Below are 23,949 nucleotides of genomic sequence, written 5' to 3'. Positions count from 1 at the left end.
GTGCCGCCATCTCGTTCGTTCTATTCCCCATCCAGCGCTTGTTCCGATACCTCGGCGACTGGTCGCTCGGTTCAGAGGTTCCCCCAGAGGTCGAGGTCCGTCGTCTCGTCGTGCTCGCGGACGAGTTCGGCGTCGAACTCGCGGACGTACAGCTCCCCGGCGAACGTGGTGGCCTCGTTCAGGTGGCCCGCGACGCAGGAGCCGTCCTCGCGCGAGAGGACCATGTGGGTGTGCGCGAAGCGCTCTCCGTCGAGCCACGAGACGTTGCCCGTACAGGAGGCGACCTCGAACGGCTCGTCGAACCGTTCCGGGTAGTACTCCTGCTCGTCCTGGTCGTAGAAGTAGATCTCCGCGTCCTGCACCGCGCCGAGACCGACGAAGAAGGCCGCGTCGATGTCCTCTGCGGCGGCGAAGGCCTCGATCTGCGCGCGCCAGTCCCGGCCGTGGTCGAGTCGGGCGACGAACTCCCGGGCGCCCTCGACCTGTCGGTAATCCATGTCCGGCCGGTGGGCGGGGCCCGGCTAAAGGTGTTCGGTGGCGGAGTGGAAGTGGTGGGATGGAGGTGTAGCAACCAACAGCGACGACCGGCTGTCGAAAGCGCCCGGCCCCTTTCAGTCCCGCCCGACGTGGCTGGTGACGGCTCGTGGCGCCCCTACCCTTCCCCGGGTCGCGCGGGTTCGCGGGCAAGCCGCTCACCACGCGCTCCCGGCCCATTGGTTATCCAGGTGGTCGCGAGTCCCAGCATCTCTTTACCCCGCGCGCCCCCTCCTCCGACGATGACCGAGTCCGGGAGCGACCCCGAGGACCCCGACGCCCCCATCGACGAGCGCGCCGCCCTCGCGCTCATCGCCGAAAGCCTCCCGGCCGCGGGCGACGACGCCGCCGTCGTCGACGGGCAGGTCCTCACGACGGACATGCTCCACGAGACGACGGACTTCCCTGACGGCACGACCCGCTACACGGCGGGCTGGCGCGCTGTCGCGGCATCGCTCTCGGACGTGGCGGCGATGGGGGCGGCCGCGACCGCCGCCGTCGCGGTGTACGGCGCGCCCGACTTCCGACCCGACGAGGTGCGCGACTTCGTCCGGGGCGCGCGCGAGGTCTGCGAGGCGGTCGGCGCCGAGTACGTCGGCGGCGACCTCGACGGCCACGACGAGTTCACCGTCGCCACGACGGCGCTCGGCCGACTCGGCGACGAAGGACCGATACGACGCTCCGGCGCGCAGGTCGGCGACGCGCTCTGCGTCACGGGCGAACTCGGGCGGTCGGCCGCCGCCCTCCGGCTGTTCCCGGACGAGCCGGAGCGCGCCAACGACCTCTTCCGGTTCGTCCCGCGCGTGGCCGCGGGCCGCGCGCTCGCACCCCGAGCGACGGCGATGATGGACTCCAGCGACGGGCTCGCGCGCTCGTGCCACCAGCTGGCCGAGACCTCCGAGTGCGGTATCGAACTCGACGGCGACGCGCTCCCGGTCCACGACGCCGTGGCCGAGGTGGCCGACGGCCCCAAGGACGAACGCGAACTGGCCGCGTTCTTCGGCGAGGACTTCGAACTCGTCGTGACGGTCCCCGAGGCCGCGCTCGCGACCGCGCGGGAGGCGTGTCCCGTGGACCTGACGCGCGTCGGCACGGTCGTCGAGGCAGACGCGGGGCTCACGATGGACGGCGACCCGCTGCCGGACCGCGGCTACACGCACGGGGCGTAGCGGGCCGCGTCAAGCCAGTTGCTCCGCACGGGCGAGGACGTACAGCAGGACGACGCCGGCCCCGACCGCGAGGACGAACTGTCCGAGGACGCCGAACAGGACGCTGAGGGCCTCGTTCCGGCCGACGCCGAACCGGAGCGCGAACGGGACGAACGCGATGACGACGACCAGCGCGACGAGTTTGGCGACGGGAACCGCCTCGTACAGCAGCTGGTCGGTGTCGAGACTGCGGTCGGCGGAATCGAAGAACGGCGGGTCGGAGGGCATCACCCGAACGCTCCGGGCAGGCGGCCAAAAGTGTCGGGTTCCGTCCCGGCTCAGTCCAGCCAGGTCATCAGCCCCTTCTGGGCGTGGAGCCGGTTCTCGGCCTGATCCCACACCAGGGCCCGGTCGGACTCCATCACCTCGTCGGTGATCTCCTCGCCGCGGTGGGCCGGAAGGCAGTGCATCACCTCGGTATCCGGGCCGAGCAGGTCGTCGTCGACCTGGAAGCCGCCGCGCTGGAACCGCTCCAGTTTCTCGGCACGCTGGTCCTCCTCGCCCATGCTGACCCAGACGTCCGTGTAGACGATGTCGGCGCCCTCGACCGCGGCCTCGGGGTCGGTCGTGGTCTCGGGCGGCGTCCCGAGTTCGGCCGCGCGGTCCAGCACCGCGTCGTCGATGGCGTACTCGGGCGGCGTGGCGACGGTCAGGTCGAGGTCGACCATCGCCGCCCCCAGAACGAACGACTGCGCGACGTTGTTGCCGTCGCCGACCCACGCCACGTCGGCCTCGAAGTCCCCGAACCGCTCACGGATGGTCAGCAGGTCGGCCAGCGTCTGGCAGGGGTGGGCGTCGTCGGTCAGGCCGTTGATGACCGGAACGGTGGCGTACTCGGCGAGTTCCTGCACGTCGGCGTGGTCGAAGACGCGGGCCATCAACAGGTCCACGTACCGGGACAGTGCCCGGGCGGTGTCCTTGACGGGCTCGCCGTGGCCGAGGTGGATGTCGTCCGGGCCGAGGAAGATGGCGTGGCCGCCGAGCTGGGTCATCCCGGTCTCGAAGGAGACGCGGGTCCGGGTGGAGGGTTTCTCGAAGATCATCCCGAGGGTCTGGCCCGAGAGCAGCGGGTGGTGTTTCCCCCGGTGCTCGCGCTCCTTCAGGTCGGTCGCGCGGGTCAGGACCGCGTGCAGTTCCTCGGTCGTCAGGTCGTCGATGTCGACGAAGTTGCGTGGGTGGTCGTCAGTCATCGTTCTCGTCCTCGGTGAAGTCGCTCGCGACGCGCTCGAGCACCGCGACGGCGCGGTCGAGGTCGCGAAGCGGCAGGTGCTCGTTCGGCGCGTGGTCCAGGTCGGAATCGCCGGGGCCGTAGGTCGCCATCGGGCAGTCCCAGGCGCCGGCGAAGACGTTCATGTCGCTGGTGCCGGTCTTGCGGAGCAGGCGGGGGTCACCGCCCACGTCGCGGATGGCGACGCGGAACGCCCGCGCCACCTCGGTACGGGGCGAGACCATCACCGGCGGCACCTCGTCGTACCAGTTGACGGTCCCGCCCGCGAGCTCGGAGACGACGGTCTCCTGTACGTCGTCGACCGTCAGCGCGGGCGGGACGCGCAGCTGGACGTCCATCGTCGCCTCCACCGAGAGGCCGTCCTCGGTGAGGCCGCCGTCCATCGCGACCGGCTTGGTCGTCACCTGCTCGAAGACCGGCTCGTACTCGTCGGTCTCGTAGCGGTCCTCCACCCGAGCCCACCAGCGGATGGCCGACTGGATGGCGTTTGCCTCCTCGCGGGAGGTGTGACCCGACTCCGAGGTGTGGACGTACCGGCCGGCCGTGAGCCCGCGGTAGCCCAGCGTGATGCCGTCCCAGCCGGATGGTTCGCCGTTCACGACGGCGTCGGGCGCGTCGCGCTCGGCCACGAGGTGGTGGGCGCCCCGGGAGTCGACCTCCTCGCCGACGACGCCGGCGAACGAGACGCCCGTGCGGACCGCGACGACGGCCATCGCACACAGCGGCCCCTTCGCGTCGACGCTGCCGCGGCCCCACAGCACGTCGCTCCCGTCGTCGTGTTCCTCGACACGGACCGGGATGTCGCCGGGGACGGTGTCGACGTGCGAGGTGAGCAGGAGCGAGTCGTCGGCGGGCGCGCGGACGTTGCCGACCGCGTCGGTCCAGGCCTCCCGCCCGTGGGACTCGAAGAACTCGACGAGTTCAGCGGCCGCGGCCCCCTCCTCGCCGGACGGCGAGGGCGTGGCGACCACGCGCTCGAGCAGGTCGCGGGCCTCCTGGTCGACGGGAACCTGGCTGTCGGCCGGTGCCTCGGCGGCGTCGCTCACGCGATGACCGCCTCCAGCGCGTCGACGACCTCGTCGGCGTGCTCGCGCTCGATGGTGAGCGGCGGGAGCAGGCGCAGGACTGTCCGGCCCGCGGGCAGTGCGAGGATCCCGTGCTCGATGGCGAGGTCGCGCAGCAGGCGGTTGGCCCCCCGCTTCACCTCGACACCGATCATCAGCCCGTGGCCGCGCACGTCGCGGACCTCGTCGCCGAGCAGGTCCCGAACCTCGCCCATCAGGTAGTCACCCATCTCTCCGGCGTGTGCGGGGAGATCCTCGCGCTGGAGCACGTCCAGCGTGGCGCCGGCGGCGGCCGAGACGACCGGGCCACCGGAGAACGTCGAGCCGTGGTTGCCGCAGTCCTCGGCCACCCACTCCTTCACCAGGGTCGCGCCGACCGGGAGGCCGCTGCCGAGCCCCTTCGCCGTCGTCAGGACGTCCGGAACGACATCGTGGCGCTCGCTGGCCCACAGGTGGCCCGTGCGGCCGAGTCCCGTCTGGATCTCGTCCAGTATCATCGCGGCCCCGTGGTCGGCGGTCGTCTCGCGGACGGCCTGCAGGTAGTCGGTGTCGGCGGGGTTGATGCCGCCCTCGCCCTGGAGCGGTTCGAGGATGACCGCCGCAGTCTCGTCGTCGACCGCCGCGGCCATCGCGTCGGCGTCGCCGTACTCGACGAACTCGAAGCCGCCGGCCAGCGGCTCGAAGCCCTCCCGGTACTCGTCCTTCCAGGTCGCCGAGAGCGCCCCCATCGTGCGGCCGTGGAAGCCCCGCGTCGTGGCGACGATCTTCGAGCGGCCGGTGGCGTGCCGGGCGAACTTCAGCGCGGCCTCGTTGGCCTCCGTCCCGGAGTTACAGAGCCATACCCGGTCGATGTCCCCGGGCGCACAGTCCGCGAGTGCGCCGTACAGCGCGTCGCGGGCGTCGTTCGGGTAGGAGGCCTGGACGTACATGAGCCGCTCCAGCTGGCTCGTCGCCGCGTCGACCACCTCGGGGTGGCAGTGGCCGACCGGCGTACAGGCGTAGCTGGCGCCGAAATCGAGGTACTCGGTCCCGTTCGTGTCGTAGAGGTGGACGCCCTCACCGCGTTCGATGCGGATGGGCTTCTCGGAGAAGACGAATCCGGTCATGCGTACGCTGTGCGGTCCTGCGCTATCGAACCTGTCGGTCCGTGCCAGTGCTGCATCGTCACTCGTCCCCCTCCGGCAGGGCCGACTGCAGGACGTGCGTACCGCCACCCTCCAGCGCCGTCCGGACCGGCCGGTCGGCGTTCGCGGAGGCGACGACGACCTCGGGCGCGCCGCCCTCCAGCGCCTCCGTCGCGGCCATCACCTTCCGGCTCATGAACCCCTCGGCCGCCGACTCGAGTGCCGCGAAGTCGTCGGCGGTCTCGACGCGCTCGATACGGGTCGACGGGTCGTCGGGGTCCCGGTAGACGCCCTCGACGTCGGTCAGCGAGACGAGCGTCGCGCCCAGCGCGCCCGCCACCGCCGCGCTCGCGCGGTCGGCGTCCGTGTTCACCGCCACCCCGTCGTCGGCCAGCATCGGCGGCGAGGCGACCGGGGTGTACCCATCGGCGAGCAGCGACTCCAGCAGGTCGGCGTTGATCTGCTTGATGGTGCCCGAGTGGTCGCCGCGGCGGATCTTCTTCTTCCCGTCCTCGACGACCCGCACCGCGTCCTTCCGGGAGCCCGTGAGGAGGCCACCGTCCACCCCGGAGAGGCCGACGGCGTCTGCGCCCGCGTTGCGCAGGCCCGTCACGAGGTCGGTGTTCACCAGCCCGGCCATCGCCATCTTGAACACGTCCATCGTCTCCTCGTCGGTGAACCGACCGACGACGCCGCCCGGCGTCTCGACGTACTCGGGCTCCATCCCCATCCGCTCTAACGTGTCGTCGACCGCCGTCGAGCCGCCGTGGACGACGGCCATCTCGACGCCCTCGTCGACCAGATCGGCGATGTCCGCCAGCGCGCCCTCCGGCTCGACGGCCTTCGCGCCGCCGATCTTCACGACGACGCGGTCGTAGTCGGAGATATCGCTCATGCTGCCGCACCTCCACGAGTACGCACCGCGCTGGCGGGGGCGTCGCTCGACCGACCTCCCGGAACGGGCGGGAATGGAAGGGGCGGGGGGCTCGACCCCTCCCGGGCGTTCGGGAGAGCAGGGCTCTCCCGCAGCCCATCAGAATCTTCGATTCTGAGGACGACGCAAGCACTGGACCGAGCGCCTCGCTCTGCGAGGCGCGAGGGAAGCGCGCAGCGAGCCCCGGAGGGTCGAGCCGCCCGGGGCTTCCTACAGCTTTTAATCTGCTCTTTCATCGAAAACATCTGACTTGCGTCGTTTATATGCATCATTATCGAAAAATTTCGCTGATTCGCTGCTTCTATGCTCAGGGCGCGCCGATGGGGTGGAAGCCCGTGTGCTCCAGCCCGGCGGTCTCCTCGAAGCCCAGCGCGATGTTCGCCGCGTGGACCGCCTGGCCCGCCGAGCCCTTCATCATGTTGTCGATGGCCGAGAAGACGACGAGGCGCTTGTTCGTGGGGTCGACCTCGAAGCCGACCTCCGCGAAGTTCGAGCCCGCGACCGCCTTCGGCTCCGGATACCGATACACGCCACCGCCGCCCGACGCCATGCGGACGAACGGCTCGTCCTCGTACTGGCCGCGGTAGGCCTGCCACATATCGCCCTTCGAGACGGGCCCGTTCGGGAAGATGTGACAGGTCGCGCTCGCGCCGCGGATCATGTCGACGGCGTGGACCGTGAACGAGACGCTCGTGCCGAGGTACGCCTCGATCTCGGCCTCGTGGCGATGGCCGGTCGGCGCGTACGGGCGGACGACGCCCGAGCGCTCGGCGTGCGACGACGCGGCACCGCCGCCGGCGCCCCCCTCGCTGGAGCCGACCTTGATGTCGATGACGATCTGCTCGTCGCCGTCGAGGATGCCCGCCTCGAACAGCGGGAGCAGGCCGAGGATGCTGGCGGTGGCGTTGCAGCCTCCGGCGGCGATGAGGTCGGCGCCCGGCAGGTTCTCGCGGTTCAACTCGGGCAGGGCGTACTCGGCCTCCTCGAGCAGCCCGGGTCGCTCGTGGCCGTCGTAGTACTCGTCGTAGTACGTCGTCTCGGGCAGACGGAAGTCCGCCGAGAGGTCGACGACCGTGCCGGCGGCGTCGCGGAACTCGTCGATCTGGCCCATCGAGACGCCGTGGGGCGTACACGCGAACAGCGTGTCCACGGATTCGAGGTCCGCCGGGTCGGAGAACCGCAGGTCCATGTGACGCAGGTTCGGGTGGATGCCGCCGACGGTCTTGTTCGCCTCCGAGCGGGAGGTCGCCTGCACGACCTCGAACTCGGGGTGGCCGTCGAGCAGGCGCAGCAGTTCGCCACCCGTGAAGCCGGTGCCGCCGACCACGCTGGCAGTGGTGGTCATGTCGTGACCTCCGCGGCCTCGGTGTCGGCCTTCCCCTCGAGCCAGTCGACGACCGTGCCGGGCACGTCCACGTCGGCCACCTCGTTCAGCGCCTTGAACTCGACCGTGTGGTTGACCTCGTGGACGGTGAACTCGTCGCCCGTCTCCATGAGGTCGACGCCGAGGAGGCCGCCGCCGACGGCGTCGGAGGCGCGCTCGACGAGGTCGCGCATCTCGTCGGTCACCTCGATGGCCTCGGTGGTGGCGCCCTTCGCGGCGTTGGTGAGCCAGTGGTCCGAGGCGCGCGCCATCGCGGCGACCGGCTCGCCGTCCGTCGCCAGGACGCGGATGTCACGGCCCGGCTTCTCGACGAACTCCTGGATGTAGAACACCTTGTGCTCGTAGTGGCCGAGCGTCTCCTTGTGCTCCAGGATGGCCTCGGCGGCGTTCCGGGAGTCGATCTTCGCCATCAGTCGACCCCAGCTGCCCACGACAGGCTTCAGGACGCAGGGGTAGCCGAACTCCTCGATGGCCTCCATCGCGGACTCCTTCGTGAACGCGACCGTCGTACGCGGCGTCGGGACGCCCGCGTCGGCGAGGACGAGGCTGTTCCGGGCCTTGTCGGCGCAGATGGCCGCCGTCCGCGGGTCGTTGACGACGGGCACGTCGTAGTGGGCCACGAAATCCGTGGCGTAGCGCGACCGGCTGGTCGCGAGACACCGGTCGAGGACGAGGTCGAGCCCCTCGAACGCCTCGGGCGTCTCGTGGACGTCGAAGTGCTCCTTGCGGACGTCGATCTTCGTGACCTCGTGGTCGCGGTCGCGCAGCTCCGAGAGGAGGAGCTTCTCGTCGCGCCTGATGCGCGAGTACAGCATGCCGACCTGCATCAGCGGGCACCTCCGGTGGCCGCCGAGGTGGGGGGCGCCGGTCGCCCGGCGTGCTCGCGCCGGGTCTGCGGGGCGGCACCGCCGCCCCTTGCGAGCGGCGGAGCCGCGAGCAGTGTGGCACGAACCACGCCGGGCACGGGCATCTTACTCCCCCCAGTCCTCCTCGAGTTCGGGTGCCGTGTCCAGCTCGACGGGGTCGTCACCGACCACTTCGAGCTCGGCACCGCAGGTCGCGCAGTCGACGATCTCTCCGACCTCGAGGTCGTCGTGCAGGTCCACGTCGGCCCCGCACTCGGGACAGTCTACCATTGTACCCCTACGTGGCCGCTTCGGCAACTTAAGGCTGTCGAACCTGTCGAACAACTGGTAGAATCGCACCGTCGGCTAACGGCATTCAGGGCGCCCAGAACCGAACTTGGGGAGCCGGTATCAGATACCTGTCAATGGTCGTCGGGGGGGTGCGGGCGGCCGGGCTACCGGGGCCGGTCGCTCAGACATGGCGGTCCACCTCGGTAGCGAGGCGGTCGGCCGCCTCGGTCAGTCCCTCGCGGCGAGCCGCCAGCGCCTCCTGGTCGGCCGAGCGGGCGTCCGTCGCGCGCTCGTGGTGTGCCGCCATCGCCTCGGGTGCGGGCCCGCCGCGCGAGTCGCGCATCGCCACGCTCTCGACCGGGTCCAGTGCTCGGCGCACCTCCTCGGGGTCGACGTACTCCGCGAGGGGCGCGTCCAGCACGTCCTCGGCAGCCGCCGTGACGGCCTCGTATCGTTCGTCGGCCCGTAGCGCCGACCTGTCGTCGCCCGCCTCCGCGGCCCGCGCCACGAGTTCGTGCGCGGTCCGGAACGGCACCCCGGCCATCGCCAGCAGGTCCGCGACGCCCGTGGCCGTCGAGAAGCCCTCGTCGGCCGCCTCGGCCAGCGCAGCCTCGTTCCAGTCGGCCGTGGCGACCGCGCCCGCCGTGACCTCGACGGCGTCGAGCACGGCGTCCGCTGCGTCGAACGCGTGCGGGTGGACGCGTTGGAGGTCGCGGTTGTACGCCCGGGGGAGCCCCTTCAGACTCGTCAGCACGGCCTGCAGGTCGCCCGCCGCGTCGCCCGCGACCGCCCGGACGAGTTCCAGCGTGTCCGGGTTCTTCTTCTGGGGCATGATCGACGACGTGGAGGCGTAGTCGTCGTCCAGTTCCACGAACCCGCGATTGGCGAACAGGACGAGGTCCTCGGCCAGCCCCGAGCAGTGCGTCGCGAGCGTCGCGAGCGCGCTCGTGGCCTCCAGCAGGAAGTCCCGCGCGGACGAGGCATCCATGCTGTTCTCGACGAGGCCGTCGAACCCTAGCAGGGCCGCCGTGCGCTCGCGGTCGATGTCGAACGGGGTGCCGCCGAAGGCGGCGCCACCCAGCGGCGAGCGGTTGGTGCGGTCGAACGCGTCGAACAGCCGACCCGTATCGCGGGCCAGCGCGCCCTCGTAGGAGCCCAGCCAGTGCGCGACGGTCGTCGGCTGTGCGGGCTGGAGATGCGTGTAGCCGGGCGCGAGGGTCTCGCGCTCCGCGGCCATCGTCCCCAGCAACACGTCACGCGCGGCGAGCACGGCATCGACGGTGTCGAGCAGGTCCGCGCGGAGGCGGTACCGGATGCACGTCGCGACCTCGTCGTTGCGCGAGCGCGCGGTGTGCATCTTCCCGCCGACGGGGCCGATACGCTCGATGACGGCCGTCTCGATGGCCGCGTGGACGTCCTCGCCACCGTCGAGCGCGGCGTGGCCCGCCGCCTCGACATCGTCGAGCGCGCCGAGGATCTCGCCGGCCTCGTCGTCCCCGATGATGCCCTGCTCGGCGAGCATCACGGTGTGCGCGCGGTCCACGGCGAGGTCGGCCGCGAAGATGCGCTCGTCCTGCGCGAGCGAGGAGAGGAACTCGCGGGCGGGGCCGCCGCTGAACCGCTCGCGACGGACGACGTCGCCGTCACCGGCGCTGTCGCTTTCGCCGCTCCCGTCGGTGGCGACCTCGTCGGTGCCCCCGTTCGGGGGCGCGCCCGCGTCCGTGGCCTCGTGCTCGCGCCCGGTCATCTCACTCGGCGTCGTCGCCGCCCCAGTCCGTGCGGCCCTCGTTGGCGGCCTCGGTCACCTTGTTCGAGAGGCGCTGCTGGAAGCCGTGGTACTTCGCGACGCCGGTGGCGTCGTTCTGCTCGATGCCGCCGATGACGTCCTCGGTGTTGAACGAGGCCGCCTCCGCGGAGTAGACGGCGTACGGGCTCTCGCGCCCGACCGGGCGCGCCTGCCCACCCTCGAGCCGGATGGTGACGCTGCCGGTGACGCGCTCCTGGGTCTCGTCGATGAACCCCTCCAGCGCGCGGACGAGCGGCGCGTCGACGAGGCCCTGGTACCCCTTCTCGGCCCACTCCTGGTCGATGTAGTTCTTGAACTGGCGCTCCTCCTGCGTGAGGACGAGCGACTCCAGGGCCTCGTGGGCGTTCAGGAGGGTGGTGGCGGCCGGGTGCTCGTAGTTCTCGCGCACCTTCAGGCCCAGCATGCGGTCCTCCATCACGTCGGTACGGCCGACGCCGTAGTCGCCGGCGAGGTCGTTCAGCGTCTCGATGAGCGTGACGGAATCGAGTTCCTCGCCGTCGAGCGCGACGGGGTAGCCGTCCTCGAACTCGATGGTGAGCTCCTGCGTCTCGCTGCCGGGTGCCGAGGTCCAGGCGTAGATGTCCTCGCTGGGGACGTGGCTCGGCTCCTCCAGTTCGCTGCCCTCGACCGAACGGCTCCACAGGTTCGTGTCGATGGAGTAGGCGCCGCCGTCGCCGCCCTCGACGGGCAGGTCGCGCTCGGCGGCGTACTCCTGCTCCCACTCGCGGGTCAGGCCGAGTTCGCGCACGGGCGCGATGACCTCGAGGTCGGAGTCGCGCCAGACGGCCTCGAACCGGAGCTGGTCGTTCCCCTTCCCGGTACAGCCGTGGGCGATGCCGGTGCAGTCGTTCTCCTCGGCGACCGCGAGGATGGCCTTCGCGATGACCGGGCGCGCGAGCGCCGTCCCCAGGGGGTAGCCCTGGTAGGTGGCGTTCGCGCGGACCGCGTCCATACAGAGGTCGGCGAACTCCTCCTGTGCGTCGACGACGTAGTGTTCGAGCCCGAGCGCCTCGGCGGTCTCGTGGGCCTCGTCGAACTCCTCGCTCGGCTGGCCGACGTCGACGGTGACGCCGATGACCTCGTCGTAGCCGTACTCCTCCTCCAGCAGCGGGACGCAGACGGTGGTGTCGAGCCCGCCAGAGAACGCGAGCGCGACCTTCTCGTGTGTCATGGATGTGTGGTGCGTGTGATGTGTGATGGGTCGTTCGATATCCCCCGCCGCGTCACGAGCGAGTGGCGCGGCCAGGGAGCGGGACGGTCGTCGGGGGAAGTGAGAAGAGGCGGGCCTAGAGGGCCCGTCGCGGTCGTCGGGGGGCGAGGTGACGGAACCCGTGGCTGGGCGAGGGAGCCGACAGCGCGTGGGACTCCGTCGTCATCGTGGATGAACGTGGGAGCAGGACTCTACTAAACCCTTTCGTGACGCTCGCCCCCATCAGGTGTGGGACCACGGGACACCCGTCGACGCGCCGGAGGGGCCGCGCCCGGCGCGAGTTTATCCCCGTCCCGTCCCAACGCCGGACAGTACCGATGGGAGCCGACGATGAATCCGGGCCGATGCCCGTCGACACCCCCCGTCCCGACGGGGACGGCGCGGACGCAACCGAGGGGGACGACGACACCGCACACCTCGACGACCTGCCCGATGGGAGTGGCTGTGCCGAGGTCTGGGAGTACGTCTCCGAGGAACGTGACGACGATACGGAGACCGACGCGGAGGGCGATGACAGGGAGGGGGACGAGACGGAGAGCAACGACGCGGAGGGCGACGACACGGACGGCGACAGGTAGTCAGTCCTCCTCGACGGACTCGACCTGCATCAGCGGGTAGCCCTCGTCCATCGCCATCCCCGTGTGGACGACCACGTTCTCGTACTCGATACGCATCCGGACCTCGGAGAACCGGCCGGTCCACTCCGTGTAGTCGGCGCTCCCCTCCGCGAGGGCGTCGGCCAGTTCCTCGTCCCGCATCTCGACGGCCACGTCCTCGCAGTGTGGCTGGTTCTCGATGCTCCGCTCCATCGCGGTCGCCAGCGCGTCGGCGCTGTCCGGCGAGAGCGGCGTCCCGGCGAACTGGTGGTACAGCGACCCGAACTTCACGCCCGCCTCGAAGCACGCGACCTCGCGGTCGGTCGGTTCGTCGGCGGCCCGTGGCGCCGAGCCGTCGGCCGGCAGGTCGTCGGTCATACCGGCGCGTCGGCCGGGTGTCGCATAATCGTTCGTGCGGAGCGACCGCCACGCGGCCGGTCGGGCGGCCATCGAGCCGGTCGGGACCGTGCCTCCGGGACACACGGAACCCCCCAGACGGCGACACGGAACGCGTATACGTCCGCACGGACTCACTCGCGTATGGACTACGAATCCTCACTCACGCGGGCGCTCGACGCGCTCCCGGAGCGGAGCGCGGAGGCCTCCCGCCTCTCGGTCCCCGACCCCGAGGCCCAGGCCGACGGTGCGTTCACCCGGTTCACGAACCTCGACGCGGTCGCCGACGCGCTCAACCGCGAGGTCGACCACGTCCACTCGTTCGTCCAGCGCGCGCTCGCGACGGCCGGCCAGCTCAGCGAGGGCGTCGGCCGCTACAACGGCCGCTTCGACGGTACCGACTTCGACGCCGCCATCAGCGACTACGTCGAGGAGTACGTCCGCTGCTCGGAGTGTGGCCTGCCCGACACCCGCCTCGTCACCGAGAACGGCACGCAGATGCTCCGCTGTGACGCCTGCGGTGCCTTCCGACCCGTCTCGAAGCGCCGCTCGACCAGCCAGCAGCAGGCCGACGCCGTCGAGAAGGGCGGCCGCTACACCGTCGAGATCACCGACACCGGCCGCAAGGGCGACGGCGTCGCCAAGCGCGGCGGCTACACCATCTTCGTCCCCGGCACGCAGGAAGGTGACGTCGTGGACGTCTACATCGAGAACGTCTCCGGCCAGCTCGCGTTCGCGCGGACGGAGTAGGACCCCCGGGCGGGACCGCCGTGAACGGGGGACCTGGGGGCGGAGTCCCGCGAATCCGCAACACTCATATCCCTCCGCGGCATACGTATATCCGCGAAGTTCCATGGGGTAGTGGCCAATCCTGTTGCCTTCTGGGGGCAACGACCCAGGTTCGAATCCTGGTGGAACTATATTCCTTCAACTCTCGAACTTCGAGAGTTATCACTGTCGTCCATCGGGTCGGTCCCACACCCAAGCGCCACTCCGGTCACTCCTCGTCGGCCAGTCGCCACGTGACCAGTCCGGCGAAGCCACCCAGGAACAGGGTGACGAGCGCACCGCCGGCGAGAACCAGGAAGACCACCGTCGTCCCCGAAGTTCGGACGCCCTCGAAGACGGCGAGGGCGAGGAAGCCGGTACCGAGCAGTGCCATCGCGACCGCACTGGCGTAGTCGCCGATGCGGTCCTCGAGCCACTGCCACAGGTCTTCCATGAAGAACAACATCATCGACAGCAGCGCGACCATGGCGACCTGTCTGAGGCCGAACGAGGAGTCGACTATCATCCCCCCGTCACCGAAGAGCCACCAGAACCAGCCGACCTGAACGAGGAAGGCCAGCGGGATGGCCCAGGCGTCGGTTCGCGGGTGCTGTGGCGGGCGGTGGAACGTCCGGCGGATAGACAGGCCGGCGAACACCAGGAGTGCCGTGGCGCCGACTGCGAGGGCGGCGACGAACACGAGCGGCGGGTCGCCCTGGTCGGGTGCGAGCTTGTAGCCCACGTATATCGGTGCGAACAGGAGCGACGGGACGAGCAGGTTCCCGACCGGGCGGGTCGGGAGTGGCGGCAGGTCCTCCGCGGACTGGATGGCCGCGCTGCCGGCGTGTGTCTCCTCCCAGTGGAGGAGGTAGTGGGGGATCCGGCGGGCCTCACGGTACCAGAACCAGAGCGAGTACAGGCCGGGGACGGCGGTGCAGCACAGGATGGCGAGCGCCCCCCACATCCGGAGCGGCGACTGGAGGGTCAGCCGGGCCGCCTCGCCGGAGCGGACGACGAACAGGTAGCCGATGGCGAACAGCCCCACGTTGGAGAGAAGCGCCAGCAGCATCGAGAACACCAGTCCCAGCGTGAGGTACGGGACGATGACGATTCCCTTCCGGCTCGCGCGGGCATACCGGAACATCCGGAAGAAGCGCTCCTCGATGTCGATACGGCGGTCGGCGAGGCCCGACAGTCGACCGCCCGGCCATCGGTTCGCGACGACGCTGCCGACCGCCGCCGTCAGGAGGACCAGTTCCGGGAGCGGGAAGAGGATGATAACGAACCCGGAGAGGACCGCGAAGAAGGCGAGCATGGTCACGACCAGTATCACGGGCACCAGCAGCGCCAGCCGTCGGAACAGGCTTCCGAGCCAGCCATCCCTGGTGACCATCCGCCGCACCTCCGCGCGGTCGACGTCCTTCGCGAGCACCTGGTCGTAGAAGGCGACCCGCTCGTCGAGGTCGGCGGTGGACCACCACGAGCGGTGGACGTACCACGAGATACCGACCCAGAGGAGGAGGTTCCACCCGAAGAAGAACCCGACCGCTACGGGCGCCGAGGGTGCCGCGAGCGAGAGACCAGTGGCGTCGGCCAGCAGCGCGACCGGCGAGGCAGCGAACAGGACCGGCAGGAACATCGAGAGGGGAAAGCCCAGGCAGAGGACGGCACCGCTGGCGGCGTAGACGAACCGGCGGGAACCGAGGGTGTCGCCGGCCGGCGGTCCGTCCGGCAGGAACCGGGGAAGCGTCCGCGAGACCAGGTAGAAGTACAGCAGGGCGTCGAACGCCACGCCGAGGAGCCGGAGGTCGGCGAGCGTGAGCGTCAGCGTGATACCGACGAGTGTGCCCACCAGTCCGTCGAGCGCCACCTCGAGCAGTCCCGCGAGTCGGTGGCCGGCGGCGTCGGGGAGGAGCCGCCACGCGATGCTGTTGCCTGCGAGGATCGGCACAGCGTCCAGTCCGAGACCACCCACCCGCGCCGAGAACCGACTCCAGAGTCCCGACCCCACCATCGGTTCGGCGTTCGGTGCCACCGGTCTTCAACGTGTACACCAATCGTCCGCCGGACATACTTGTACCTCGGCCTCCGAGCCCCACCATGCAGCCGTCCCACGTCCTCGTCCCGCTGGACGGGTCGCCGCTCGCGGACGACGCGCTGGCACACGCGCTCGCCACGTTCGACTGTCCGGTGACGGTACTGAACGTCGTCACGCCGATCGGGAGCTCGATGAGCGAGGGCGGCATCATCGAGGCCGACGACGACCGGCAGGCGGCCGCGCGCGAGCGGGCGGACGGTCTCGTCGCGGACGCGAAACAGCGGGCCGCCGAGGCCGGCCGCGAGGTCGACACCGCCGTCGAGACGGGCGACCCCGCCGACACCATCCTCGCGTACGTCGAGGACCACGACGTCGACCACGTCGTGATGGGCGGGCACGGCGGGTCGCGGACCGACCTCGCGCCGCGCCTCCTCGGGACCGTCGCCACGCGCGTCGTCGGCGAGGCGGCCGTGACCGTGACGGTCGTGCGGTAGTCACTGCCCGAGCACGGTCGCGAAGGCCCGGTAGACGCCGAACCCGACGCCGACCGAGCAGCCCAGCGTCAGCACCCAGAAGGTGAGCGTGACCCCGATCTTCCGACGGGAGACGCCCGCCGAGCCGCCGGCCAGCCCACCGCCGATGACGCCCGAGATGATGATGTTGTTGAACGAGATGGGGATGCCCAGGGCGATGGCGAGCTGGGCGATGATGAAGCCCGGGACGAGCGCGGCGATCGAGCGCCGGATGCCCAGCTGTGCGTACTCCCGGGAGGTGGCCTGCAGGAGGCGTGGGGCGCCCATCCAGGCGCCGCCGAGGATGCCGACCGCGCCGACCGAGAGCAACAGGAGGCCCGGCAGGCCGAGTTCGGAGACGTAGAGGTTCTCCAGGGGGCCCGTCGCCAGGCCGACCTGGCTCCCGCCACTGGAGAAGGCGACGACGCTCCCGAGCGCGACGAGGAAGGTCTTGATGCCCCGGTCGACGGACTCCTGGGTCCGTCGGCGGATGAACAGGGCACTCGCGACCGCCGCGAGCAGCGTCGTGGCGACGAGGACGGGGTCGACCCCCGCGACCGGCCCGAGGCCGACGCGGCCGGCGACGAACCCCGCGATGGAGTTCTGCGTGGCGTCCCCGGCTGCGGGGATGACGCTCAACTCGACGTTCGCGACGATGCCGCCGACGACCGCCGCCAACAACGGGATGCTCACCGTCTCGGGGACGTCGTCGCGCCGCAGGAGCGTGGCCGTGAGGTAGGCGAGACCGCCGGAGACCGGGGGGACGAGCACCCAGAACGTCGCGATGCGGCGGTAGGTGTCGATGGCGGGGTCACCGCCCAGCGAGAGGCCGACGCCGACCATCGCACCCGTCGTGGCGAACGCCGCCGGAACCGGATACCCGGAGTAGATGCCGAAGGCCATGAACGCCGTCGCGGTGAGCAGGCCGGCGGTCGCCGCCAGCGAGGAGATGGCGACGCCGTCGATGAGGCCCGCGCCGACGGTCTCTGAGATGCTCCCGCCCTGCGTGAGCGCCCCGAGCGCCGCGAGGATGCCGATGAGGAAGGCCGCCCGCATCGTCGAGATCGCGTTGGCGCCGATGGCCGGGGCGAACGGGGGGGAGTTGCTGTTCGCGCCGAGCGCCCAGGCCGTGCCGAGGCTGGTGACCGTCGCGAGCGCGACCAGCCCCCAGAAGACGACCTCGGTCACCGTCGGAGCAGCCCCCCGAGCCTGTGGAGCGGGCCGCCGACGGTGTCGCCGTCGCGCGCGAGGATGACCGTCTGTGCCGTTCGGTCGACGACCCGCCGCGGGACCGACCCGGCGAGCGTCCGGCGGATGGCCCCCTGTCGGGTCGCTCCCATGACGACCACGTCGTGGTCGCTGGCCTCGGCGACGATGGCGTCGGCCACGTCGTCGGCCGCCCCGACCGCCGTCGTCACCGCCACCTCGGGACCGCGGTCGGTCAGCGCGGCCCGACCCTCGTCGACGAAGGCCGCGGCGGTGTCCGTGTCCGTCCCGTCGGTGGCGACCGAGAGCACGAGGACGGGAGCGTCGTTCCGGGCGGCGATGGCTCGCGCGACGTTCGCCGCCGCGTCGACGTGGGGGCCGCCCGCGACCGCGAGCAGGACCGACGCGACACCGTTCGCCTCGCGGCCGACGCGCTCGACGTGGAGGTCACAGGGCGCCCGCTCGACGAGCGTGTCGATGGTGCTCCCGAGGACCGCGTCGCTCCGGCGCCGGCGGCCGTGCCAGCCGACGACGAGCGCGGTCGGGTCCGTCTCCTCGACGGCCGCGAGCAGCCCCTTCGCGACCGACCGCGCGGTGACCACCTCCCGTTCGAGCGTGACGCCCGGCGGCGCCGTCACCGATTCGAGCAGCGCGTGGCTCTCGCCGGCGAACTCGTCGACGATGGTCTCGTCGGCGAACACGCCGAACGGGGAGTCGTGGGGCTTCACCGCGACGGTGACGAGCCGGACCGTTCCCCCGCCCAGGGCCGCCAGGTCACCCGCGGTCCGGACCAGTTGCTGAGCGGCCTCCGGGTTCCCGACCCCGACCAGCACCGGTCGTTCGAACGGCTCGTCGTCCATCGCTAGAGGTTCGGGCGACACCCATGTTAAACGTTCGCGGTGGGTGGGGGGTGCGGCGGCGCGACGAGCGGTGGCCGTCACGCGAACACACCGGTCCGGTCCCGGCTCGTCCCGTCGGCGTCGATGTGCACCCGGCCGACCGACCGCGGCCCGTTCTCGCGGACCCGCTCCGGCACCGTCACGTCGGTCTTCACGAACGGCTTCGGGCGGTTCAGCTGGTAGATGGTCGGGCCGCCGTACGCCAGGGGGAACCGCTTCAGTTCGAGCCGGAGCCCGTCGGGGCGGACGGCGCCGACGAGGTAGTTGACCGGCGAGTGGGCCCCCCAGAGCGCGCCGTGGGTCACCTGCCAGACGCCGTCGGCGCGGTCGACGGTGATGGCGTGGTGCTCGCCACAGAGGTAGGCATCGACGCCGAACTCGCGGAGCGTGCGCCAGAACCCCGACTCGCGGCCGCCGTCGAGGTAGAGCGCGCTGGAGTGGCGCGACTTCACCGGCCGCAGGACCGGGACGTGCCCCTGGACGACGACGTGGTCGGCGTCCGTCGCCGAGAGGACCGACCGGAGCCACTCCAGTTGCGCGCCCGTGACCGAGACGTGGACCTCGCCGTCGCGGCGCTCGAACGTGTCGACGGTGACCACGAGGAGGTCGCCCCGCCGGACCGTGTAGGCCAGGCCCTCGTACCCCTCGGGGCCGTTCCGCGGGGTGTCGAACTGGCGGACGAACTGGCGCTCGAACGTCGGCGTCAGGCCGTAGGTGTCCTGGTTCTCCCACTCGTCGTCGCCGAGTTCGTGATCGCCGACCGCGGGGTAGAGGGTGATGTCGTGGTCACGCATCCGGCGGACGTAGCCGCCCCAGTAGGCGTTCGCGTACAGCCGGACCTGCTTGCGGGACTCCCACCACCGCGCGTCCATGATGTCGCCGGCGACGAGGGTGAAGGCGGGGCCCTCGCGCTTGAGCCGGCCGAGGAACCAGTCCAGCGCCGATTCCCAGCCGGCCATCGGATAGGGGATGTCGGCGTTGAACAGGTCCGGGACGCTGGTGAAGCGGACGCTCCCCGACGCGGCGGTGCGGGCGGTCGGGGAGGCGGGTGATCCGCCCGACACCGTCGGGTCCGGGGCGCCGTCGCCGTCCCCGTCGCTCGACCTCGCGGGGCAGCCCGCCAGCCCGGTCGTCAGCGCCGTGCCCGCGGTCGCGAGGAGCCGGCGACGAGTGGGACGGTATCGCATGGTCGGCGTTCGGCGGACCGGCCCGAAAAACCACCGGCGGGGCGCCCGCCCACGCCGACGCGGCTACCCGGCGGGCACGAGCCGATACACACCGCCACCGTCCGACCCCGTCCCGAGCGCGTACACCTCGCCGTCGGCGTCGCGGCCGACCGAGAGCAGCCGACCGAGTCGGCCACCGTCGTCCCCGAGGTCGAGCGTCCGGGTCGGCCACCGGTCACCGCTCTCGGGCGGGGTCCCGACGAACAGCCGCCCGTCGACCTGCAGGTCGCCGAAGACGTAGGTGCCGGCGAGCCCCGGGATGGCGTCGCCGCGGTACACCTGCCCGCCGATGACGGAGATGCCGCTCACGCCGCCGCCGGAGTGGGGGTACTCGACGATGGGGTCGACCAGCGGCTCGCCGCCACGCACCTCGTCGGGTGTCGAATCCGGGCAGTCGCTCGCCCCGTAGCAGTGCCGTCCCTCCTTCACGTTCCAGCCGTAGTTACCGCCCCGTTCGACGATGCTGACCTCCTCGAAGCGGCTCTGGCCCACGTCGCCGACGAACAGCCGGCCGTCGTCGAACGCCATCCGGTAGGGGTTGCGAAGCCCCCAGGCGTAGTGCTCGTCGAGGCCCTCGCGGCCGACGAGCGGGTTGTCCTCGGGGATGGCGTACGGCGTGTCGTCGCCCTCGCGGTCCACGTCGATGCGGAGGATGGACCCGAGCAGGTTCTCGGTCACGTCCTGGCCGTTGCCGCCGCCGACCGCGTCGTACCAGTCCGCGACGTGACCCGTCCCCTGGTCGCCGCCCGCGCCGCCGTCCCCGACCGCGACGTACAGCAGGCCGTCCGGGCCGAACGCGAGGTCGCCGGCGTTGTGGTTGCCCTGTGGCTGGGGCACCTCCAGCAGCGTCCGCTCGCTGTCCCGGTCAACCTGCCGGCCGTCGCTGGTCGCCTCGAACTCGGCGAGGACGAACGTGTGCGAGTAGTTCGAGGGCGTTCCCTCGCGGCGGGGGGCGCTGTACCGGACGAACACCCGACGGTTCTCGGCGAAGTCGGGGTGGAGCGCGATGCCGAGTAGGCCCTTCTCACCCCCCGCCTCGACGGTGTCCTGCAGATCGAGGAACGGCGCCTCGCGGCGACTCCCCCCCTCGACCGTGTGGACGATACCCTGCTGCTCGGCGACGTACGAGCGGTCCGCGTCGGGCGCGAACTGGATATCGAGCGGGGCGCGGAGGCCCGTGACGAGCGGTTCGAGTCCGACCGCATCCGGGAGGTCCGTCTCGGTCGGGAGCTCGTCGGTTGGAGTGCTGGGTCCGCCGTCGCTCCCACCGTCGCTGCCGTCGCCCGAGAGCGTACAGCCTGCGAGCCCGGCCGCGGTGCCGGCGGCCGCCGCTCGGAGGAGGCGACGACGGCTCGTGGATGGGTCCATACCGCCCCGGAGGGGTCGGAGTCACAAATACACCCGCCAACGAGTGGGCGCGGTACCCGACCGCGGGCCGGTGGCGGGCCGGTGGCGGGCCGGCCCCTCGTGCGCCGTGGCTGCCAGACGGCGCGTCGCTCTTGCCCACCCCTCGCGTAACCCGGGATATGCGACGACGGCGACTGCTGGGCGCGCTCGGTGCAGCCACCGCGGCGGGAATCGCGGGCTGTACCGCCGGCTACCGTGGGGGTGTCGGCCGTGACCGCGTCCGCCCGCCGACCGGTGGCGCACCCGTGCGCCTCCCCGTCCCCTGGGAGGCCATGAGGCACCCCCTGCCCCGTGATGCGATTCCGGCCATCGTCGAGCCGGCGTTCGCGGCCGACTGGTCCGGCCTCGACCCCGCGGTGGTCGGGCGGGACGGCCTGGGAGCTGGCGCGGCCGTCGTCGGCGTCGAGCGCGACGGCGAGGCACGAGCCTACCCGCTCGCGGTGCTGGACCGCCACGAGGTCGTCAACGACTCTCTCGGGGGGCCGCTGCTCGTCACTTACTGCCCGCTCTGCGGGAGCGCCATCGCCGCCGAGCGCCGCGTCGGGGGGTGGCCGACCCGCTTCGGCGTCTCCGGCTCGCTGTGGCGCAGTGACCTGGTCCTCTACGACGAGGCGACGGGGAGCCTCTGGAGCCAGCTCCTGGCGACCGCCATCCGCGGGCCCCGGACCGGCGACCAGTTGCGGCTCGTTCCGTCGCGCCTGACGAGCTGGGGCGCCTGGCGCGACGCCCACCCCGACACGACCGTCCTGCTCCCGCCACCCCACTCGGGAACCATCGACGGGAGCCGCCCCTACGAGTACGACGACAAGTACCCGTACGCGGACGAGCGCCAGCTCGTCGGCTTCGATGGGAGCGGGGGGAGTGGCGGGAGCGGACCCGGCGTGCTGGGCCGGTCGACCCTGGTCGTCGGCATCGTCAGCGACGGCGTCACCCGAGCCTATCCGCACTTCGTGGTTCACGAAGCGGGCGGGCTGGTCGAGGACCGCGTCGGCGACCTGCCGGTGGCCGTGGCGACGACGCCCGGCGGCGGGCTGGCGGCGTACGACCGGCACGTGGACGGAACGACGCTCCACTTCGCGGCCGTGGACGGGCCCGATGGCGAGGCGCTGCGGGCCGGCGGGTCGCGCTGGAGCCGCGAGAGCGGCCGTGCCACGGGCGGTCCACACGCCGGGCAGCGGCTCCGGCGGGCGAACGAGATCGCACCGCTGTTCTGGCACGCGTGGCGGGCGTTCCACCCCGAGACCGAGGCGTACGGGGTGACGGGCGACGAGTGACGGCGGCCGAGAGACCGAAGGGACGGCGACCGGAGCCCCGGGCCGGGGGGAGGCGCCCGCCGCCGCGCGGGAGCCGGTTAAACGAGCCCCGAGATGGTCGCACCGCGTTTATGCTGTGGGGGCGAGTGGGCCGGGTATGCGAGCCGACGAACTACATCCGGAGGTCGAACTCGTTCTCGAACAGCTCGCGGCGCTGAACGCGCTCCCGCTCAACCAGTACGGGGCGCGCGGCGCCCGCGACCTGTTCTCGCAGTTCGCCGCCGACGTCGACGAGCCGGAGGTCGGGCGCGTCCACGACTTCACCGTCCCCGGCTACCAGCCACAGGAGGGTGACCAGCGCGACCCCGTCCCGGTGCGTCACTACCGCCCCGGCAAGGCCAACACCACCGCACCGACCGTCGTCTACTACCACGGCGGCGGCTTCGTCATCGGGAGCCTGGACAGTCACGACGTGACCTGCCGGCACATCTGCAACGAGGCCGGTGTCAACGTCGTCTCCGTCGACTACCGGCTGGCGCCCGAGGACCCGTTCCCCGCCGCGGTGGAGGACTCATACGCCGCCGCGAGCTTCGTCCACGACAACCCCGAGGAGGTCGACGGCAACGGCCAGCTCGCCGTCATGGGTGACAGCGCCGGCGGCAACCTCTCGGCCGCGGTCTGCCAGATGGCCCGCGACCGCCGGGAGGAGGCAGACCGGCGCGACCCCGCGATGCCTATCCCCGACATCGACCGCCAGGTACTCATCTACCCCGCGGTCGACGCCCGGCAGGACCGCCCCTCCTGGGAGCAGAACAAGGAGGGCTACTTCCTCGTCGAGGAGGACATGCTCTGGTTCTTCGACTGCTACTTCGGCAGCGATCTCCACCAGAAGAACCCGTACGCGTTCCCGCTGGAGGGCGACCTCCACGACCTGCCACCGGGGACGGTCGTGACGGCCGGTTTCGACCCGCTGCGCGACGAGGGCCTCGCCTACGCCGAGAAACTGGGCCAGGCCGGCATCGAGGTCGAACACCGCAACTACGACGACGTCATCCACGGCTTCATCACGATGCTCGCCGAGCCCGTGGAACTGGACCGGGCCCACGAGGCGATTCAGGACATCTGCGAGAACCTGCAGCGCGGGTTCGGCATCTATGACTAGATAGGTTATATCTGAATATCTGGACTTCATCTTTTATGTGCCTATTTAACATTCAATACCTGATTTTCGTTCCTTAGCCCACGAACATCTTTTCAGAATGCAGTGTTGGCTCCTATCACGATTCCGATGAGACTGCTCCCGAAGCCCTCACCCGCTCTCTGGTTCAGGTGCGTGCGACGACAGCGAGACTGCTCCCGAAGCCCTCACCCGCTCGACCATCCGGGGCTCGCTGCGCGCTTCCTGTTCCGGGCATGCGGCCCTCGCTTCGCTCGCGCCGTTCCGGGCATGCAGTCCAGTGCTTACGTCGCCCGGGCTGGGTCGAGCGGGTTCGCCTTCCGGAAGACGGAGTCTTCCGGCGTTCGCCTCGCTTCGCTCGGCTCACCTTCGGAAGTCACCAGGACCGCACGTGGGTCAGTCGGTAGCCGTAGGCCTCGTGCCTCCCCAACCGCCTGCAGTGCTCGCTACCGCTGCGCGCTTCGGCCCTCGTGCGCTTAGAGGCGGCTGGCCCCCGGCACAGCCGCCAGCGCACGCCAGTTCGACTGACGAGGCTGGCACGCACCGAACGAGCGGCTGGATCGGCCGGCTGGTTCCGGGGTCAGGAAGCGCGCTCGCGCCTCAGCCGGCGAGCCCGCGACCGAAGGGAGCGTGGCGAGCCGTCCCGGCGCGAGCGCGGGGAGGTGTGGGGACACGAGCGCTCCGCTGGAACCACCACGAGCGTCGCTCGACCCGAAACACAACCCCTCTGGCGGACTCGAAGGTGAGCCGAGCGAAGCGAGGCGAACGTCGGCAGAGCTTGCTCTGCCGGAAGGCGAGCGCTCTCGACCCGGCCCCGACGACGCAAGCACCGCAGCCGAGCG

The 23,949-nt window shown here is 71.2% G+C and carries 23 protein-coding genes and 1 tRNA gene; 7 read left to right on the top strand and 17 right to left on the bottom strand.

Annotated features, from left to right (window positions below):
• Positions 1-71: 71 nt before the first annotated feature.
• Positions 72-497: a PPC domain-containing DNA-binding protein gene (locus P2T62_RS03785; RefSeq protein ID WP_276260159.1), complete on the bottom strand. Its 426-nt coding sequence runs from the start codon at positions 495-497 to the stop codon at positions 72-74.
• 321 nt (positions 498-818) lie between these two features.
• On the opposite strand from P2T62_RS03785, the gene thiL reads away from it, so the two are divergent.
• The gene (gene thiL / locus P2T62_RS03780) at positions 819-1,703 is read left to right on the top strand and encodes a thiamine-phosphate kinase (protein ID WP_276261672.1); all 885 of its coding nucleotides are present in this window, start codon (positions 819-821) and stop codon (positions 1,701-1,703) included.
• A 9-nt stretch (positions 1,704-1,712) separates the two neighbouring features.
• On the opposite strand, the gene P2T62_RS03775 is transcribed toward thiL, so the two are convergent.
• The 10 genes from P2T62_RS03775 to P2T62_RS03730 form a co-directional block, all read right to left on the bottom strand.
• Entirely contained in the window at positions 1,713-1,970 is a 258-nt protein-coding gene (locus P2T62_RS03775) for a hypothetical protein (protein WP_276260158.1), read from the bottom strand.
• A 50-nt stretch (positions 1,971-2,020) separates the two neighbouring features.
• Positions 2,021-2,932, bottom strand: coding sequence for an ornithine carbamoyltransferase (gene argF / locus P2T62_RS03770; RefSeq protein ID WP_276260157.1), 912 nt, complete (start codon positions 2,930-2,932; stop codon positions 2,021-2,023).
• Entirely contained in the window at positions 2,925-4,016 is a 1,092-nt protein-coding gene (locus tag P2T62_RS03765; protein ID WP_276260156.1) for a [LysW]-lysine hydrolase, read from the bottom strand. Before P2T62_RS03765 ends, argF begins: the two co-directional genes overlap by 8 nt.
• Positions 4,013-5,140, bottom strand: coding sequence for an aspartate aminotransferase family protein (locus tag P2T62_RS03760; protein ID WP_276260155.1), 1,128 nt, complete (start codon positions 5,138-5,140; stop codon positions 4,013-4,015). Before P2T62_RS03760 ends, P2T62_RS03765 begins: the two co-directional genes overlap by 4 nt.
• Before the next feature lie 58 nt (positions 5,141-5,198).
• Positions 5,199-6,053: an acetylglutamate/acetylaminoadipate kinase gene (locus P2T62_RS03755; protein ID WP_276260154.1), complete on the bottom strand. Its 855-nt coding sequence runs from the start codon at positions 6,051-6,053 to the stop codon at positions 5,199-5,201.
• A 346-nt stretch (positions 6,054-6,399) separates the two neighbouring features.
• The gene (argC, locus tag P2T62_RS03750; protein ID WP_276260153.1) at positions 6,400-7,437 is read right to left on the bottom strand and encodes an N-acetyl-gamma-glutamyl-phosphate reductase; all 1,038 of its coding nucleotides are present in this window, start codon (positions 7,435-7,437) and stop codon (positions 6,400-6,402) included.
• Positions 7,434-8,303: a lysine biosynthesis protein LysX gene (gene lysX / locus P2T62_RS03745; protein WP_276260152.1), complete on the bottom strand. Its 870-nt coding sequence runs from the start codon at positions 8,301-8,303 to the stop codon at positions 7,434-7,436. Before lysX ends, argC begins: the two co-directional genes overlap by 4 nt.
• Positions 8,304-8,447: 144 nt before the next feature.
• The gene (gene lysW / locus P2T62_RS03740; RefSeq protein WP_276260151.1) at positions 8,448-8,612 is read right to left on the bottom strand and encodes a lysine biosynthesis protein LysW; all 165 of its coding nucleotides are present in this window, start codon (positions 8,610-8,612) and stop codon (positions 8,448-8,450) included.
• 181 nt (positions 8,613-8,793) lie between these two features.
• Positions 8,794-10,359 carry an argininosuccinate lyase gene (gene argH, locus P2T62_RS03735; protein ID WP_276260150.1) on the bottom strand — a complete coding sequence of 522 codons (1,566 nt, stop codon included), beginning with the start codon at positions 10,357-10,359 and terminating at the stop codon, positions 8,794-8,796.
• Between the two features lies 1 nt (position 10,360).
• A complete protein-coding gene (locus tag P2T62_RS03730) occupies positions 10,361-11,590 on the bottom strand; it encodes an argininosuccinate synthase (RefSeq protein WP_276260149.1) in 1,230 nt (409 codons plus the stop codon).
• A gap of 356 nt (positions 11,591-11,946) precedes the next feature.
• Between P2T62_RS03730 and P2T62_RS03725 the strand changes: the two genes are divergently transcribed.
• Positions 11,947-12,207: a hypothetical protein gene (locus tag P2T62_RS03725; protein WP_276260148.1), complete on the top strand. Its 261-nt coding sequence runs from the start codon at positions 11,947-11,949 to the stop codon at positions 12,205-12,207.
• On the opposite strand, the gene P2T62_RS03720 is transcribed toward P2T62_RS03725, so the two are convergent.
• Positions 12,208-12,603: a dihydroneopterin aldolase family protein gene (locus P2T62_RS03720; RefSeq protein WP_276260147.1), complete on the bottom strand. Its 396-nt coding sequence runs from the start codon at positions 12,601-12,603 to the stop codon at positions 12,208-12,210.
• Between the two features lie 162 nt (positions 12,604-12,765).
• Between P2T62_RS03720 and P2T62_RS03715 the strand changes: the two genes are divergently transcribed.
• Both P2T62_RS03715 and P2T62_RS03710 read left to right on the top strand, forming a co-directional pair.
• A complete protein-coding gene (locus P2T62_RS03715) occupies positions 12,766-13,371 on the top strand; it encodes a translation initiation factor IF-2 subunit beta (RefSeq protein WP_276260146.1) in 606 nt (201 codons plus the stop codon).
• A 97-nt stretch (positions 13,372-13,468) separates the two neighbouring features.
• Positions 13,469-13,541, top strand: a tRNA-Gln gene (locus P2T62_RS03710).
• Positions 13,542-13,618: 77 nt separating this feature from the next.
• Here the strand turns inward: P2T62_RS03710 and P2T62_RS03705 are convergent.
• Positions 13,619-15,340, bottom strand: coding sequence for a hypothetical protein (locus P2T62_RS03705; protein WP_276260145.1), 1,722 nt, complete (start codon positions 15,338-15,340; stop codon positions 13,619-13,621).
• A 149-nt stretch (positions 15,341-15,489) separates the two neighbouring features.
• Between P2T62_RS03705 and P2T62_RS03700 the strand changes: the two genes are divergently transcribed.
• On the top strand, positions 15,490-15,921 hold the full coding sequence (locus P2T62_RS03700) for a universal stress protein (RefSeq protein WP_276260144.1): 432 nt from the start codon (positions 15,490-15,492) through the stop codon (positions 15,919-15,921).
• Here the strand turns inward: P2T62_RS03700 and P2T62_RS03695 are convergent, their stop codons facing one another.
• The 4 genes from P2T62_RS03695 to P2T62_RS03680 form a co-directional block, all read right to left on the bottom strand.
• The gene (locus P2T62_RS03695; protein ID WP_276260143.1) at positions 15,922-17,127 is read right to left on the bottom strand and encodes an inorganic phosphate transporter; all 1,206 of its coding nucleotides are present in this window, start codon (positions 17,125-17,127) and stop codon (positions 15,922-15,924) included. It abuts the gene before it with no gap.
• The gene (locus tag P2T62_RS03690; protein WP_276260142.1) at positions 17,124-18,005 is read right to left on the bottom strand and encodes a universal stress protein; all 882 of its coding nucleotides are present in this window, start codon (positions 18,003-18,005) and stop codon (positions 17,124-17,126) included. The genes P2T62_RS03695 and P2T62_RS03690 overlap by 4 nt, the downstream gene beginning before the upstream one ends.
• A 77-nt stretch (positions 18,006-18,082) precedes the next feature.
• The gene (locus tag P2T62_RS03685; RefSeq protein WP_276260141.1) at positions 18,083-19,231 is read right to left on the bottom strand and encodes a metallophosphoesterase family protein; all 1,149 of its coding nucleotides are present in this window, start codon (positions 19,229-19,231) and stop codon (positions 18,083-18,085) included.
• A 63-nt stretch (positions 19,232-19,294) separates the two neighbouring features.
• Positions 19,295-20,638, bottom strand: coding sequence for a PQQ-dependent sugar dehydrogenase (locus tag P2T62_RS03680; RefSeq protein ID WP_276260140.1), 1,344 nt, complete (start codon positions 20,636-20,638; stop codon positions 19,295-19,297).
• A gap of 158 nt (positions 20,639-20,796) precedes the next feature.
• On the opposite strand from P2T62_RS03680, the gene P2T62_RS03675 reads away from it, so the two are divergent.
• Together P2T62_RS03675 and P2T62_RS03670 are read left to right on the top strand one after the other, a co-directional pair.
• Positions 20,797-21,951: a DUF3179 domain-containing (seleno)protein gene (locus tag P2T62_RS03675; protein WP_276260139.1), complete on the top strand. Its 1,155-nt coding sequence runs from the start codon at positions 20,797-20,799 to the stop codon at positions 21,949-21,951.
• A gap of 136 nt (positions 21,952-22,087) precedes the next feature.
• A complete protein-coding gene (locus P2T62_RS03670) occupies positions 22,088-23,092 on the top strand; it encodes an alpha/beta hydrolase (RefSeq protein ID WP_276260138.1) in 1,005 nt (334 codons plus the stop codon).
• Positions 23,093-23,949: the final 857 nt, after the last annotated feature.

Origin of the sequence: Haloglomus litoreum, assembly GCF_029338515.1 — an archaeon.
Taxonomy (GTDB): domain Archaea; phylum Halobacteriota; class Halobacteria; order Halobacteriales; family Haloarculaceae; genus Haloglomus; species Haloglomus litoreum.
The sequence above is the reverse complement of the archived record's forward strand: the minus strand, read 5'-3'. Positions and strand labels throughout refer to the sequence as shown.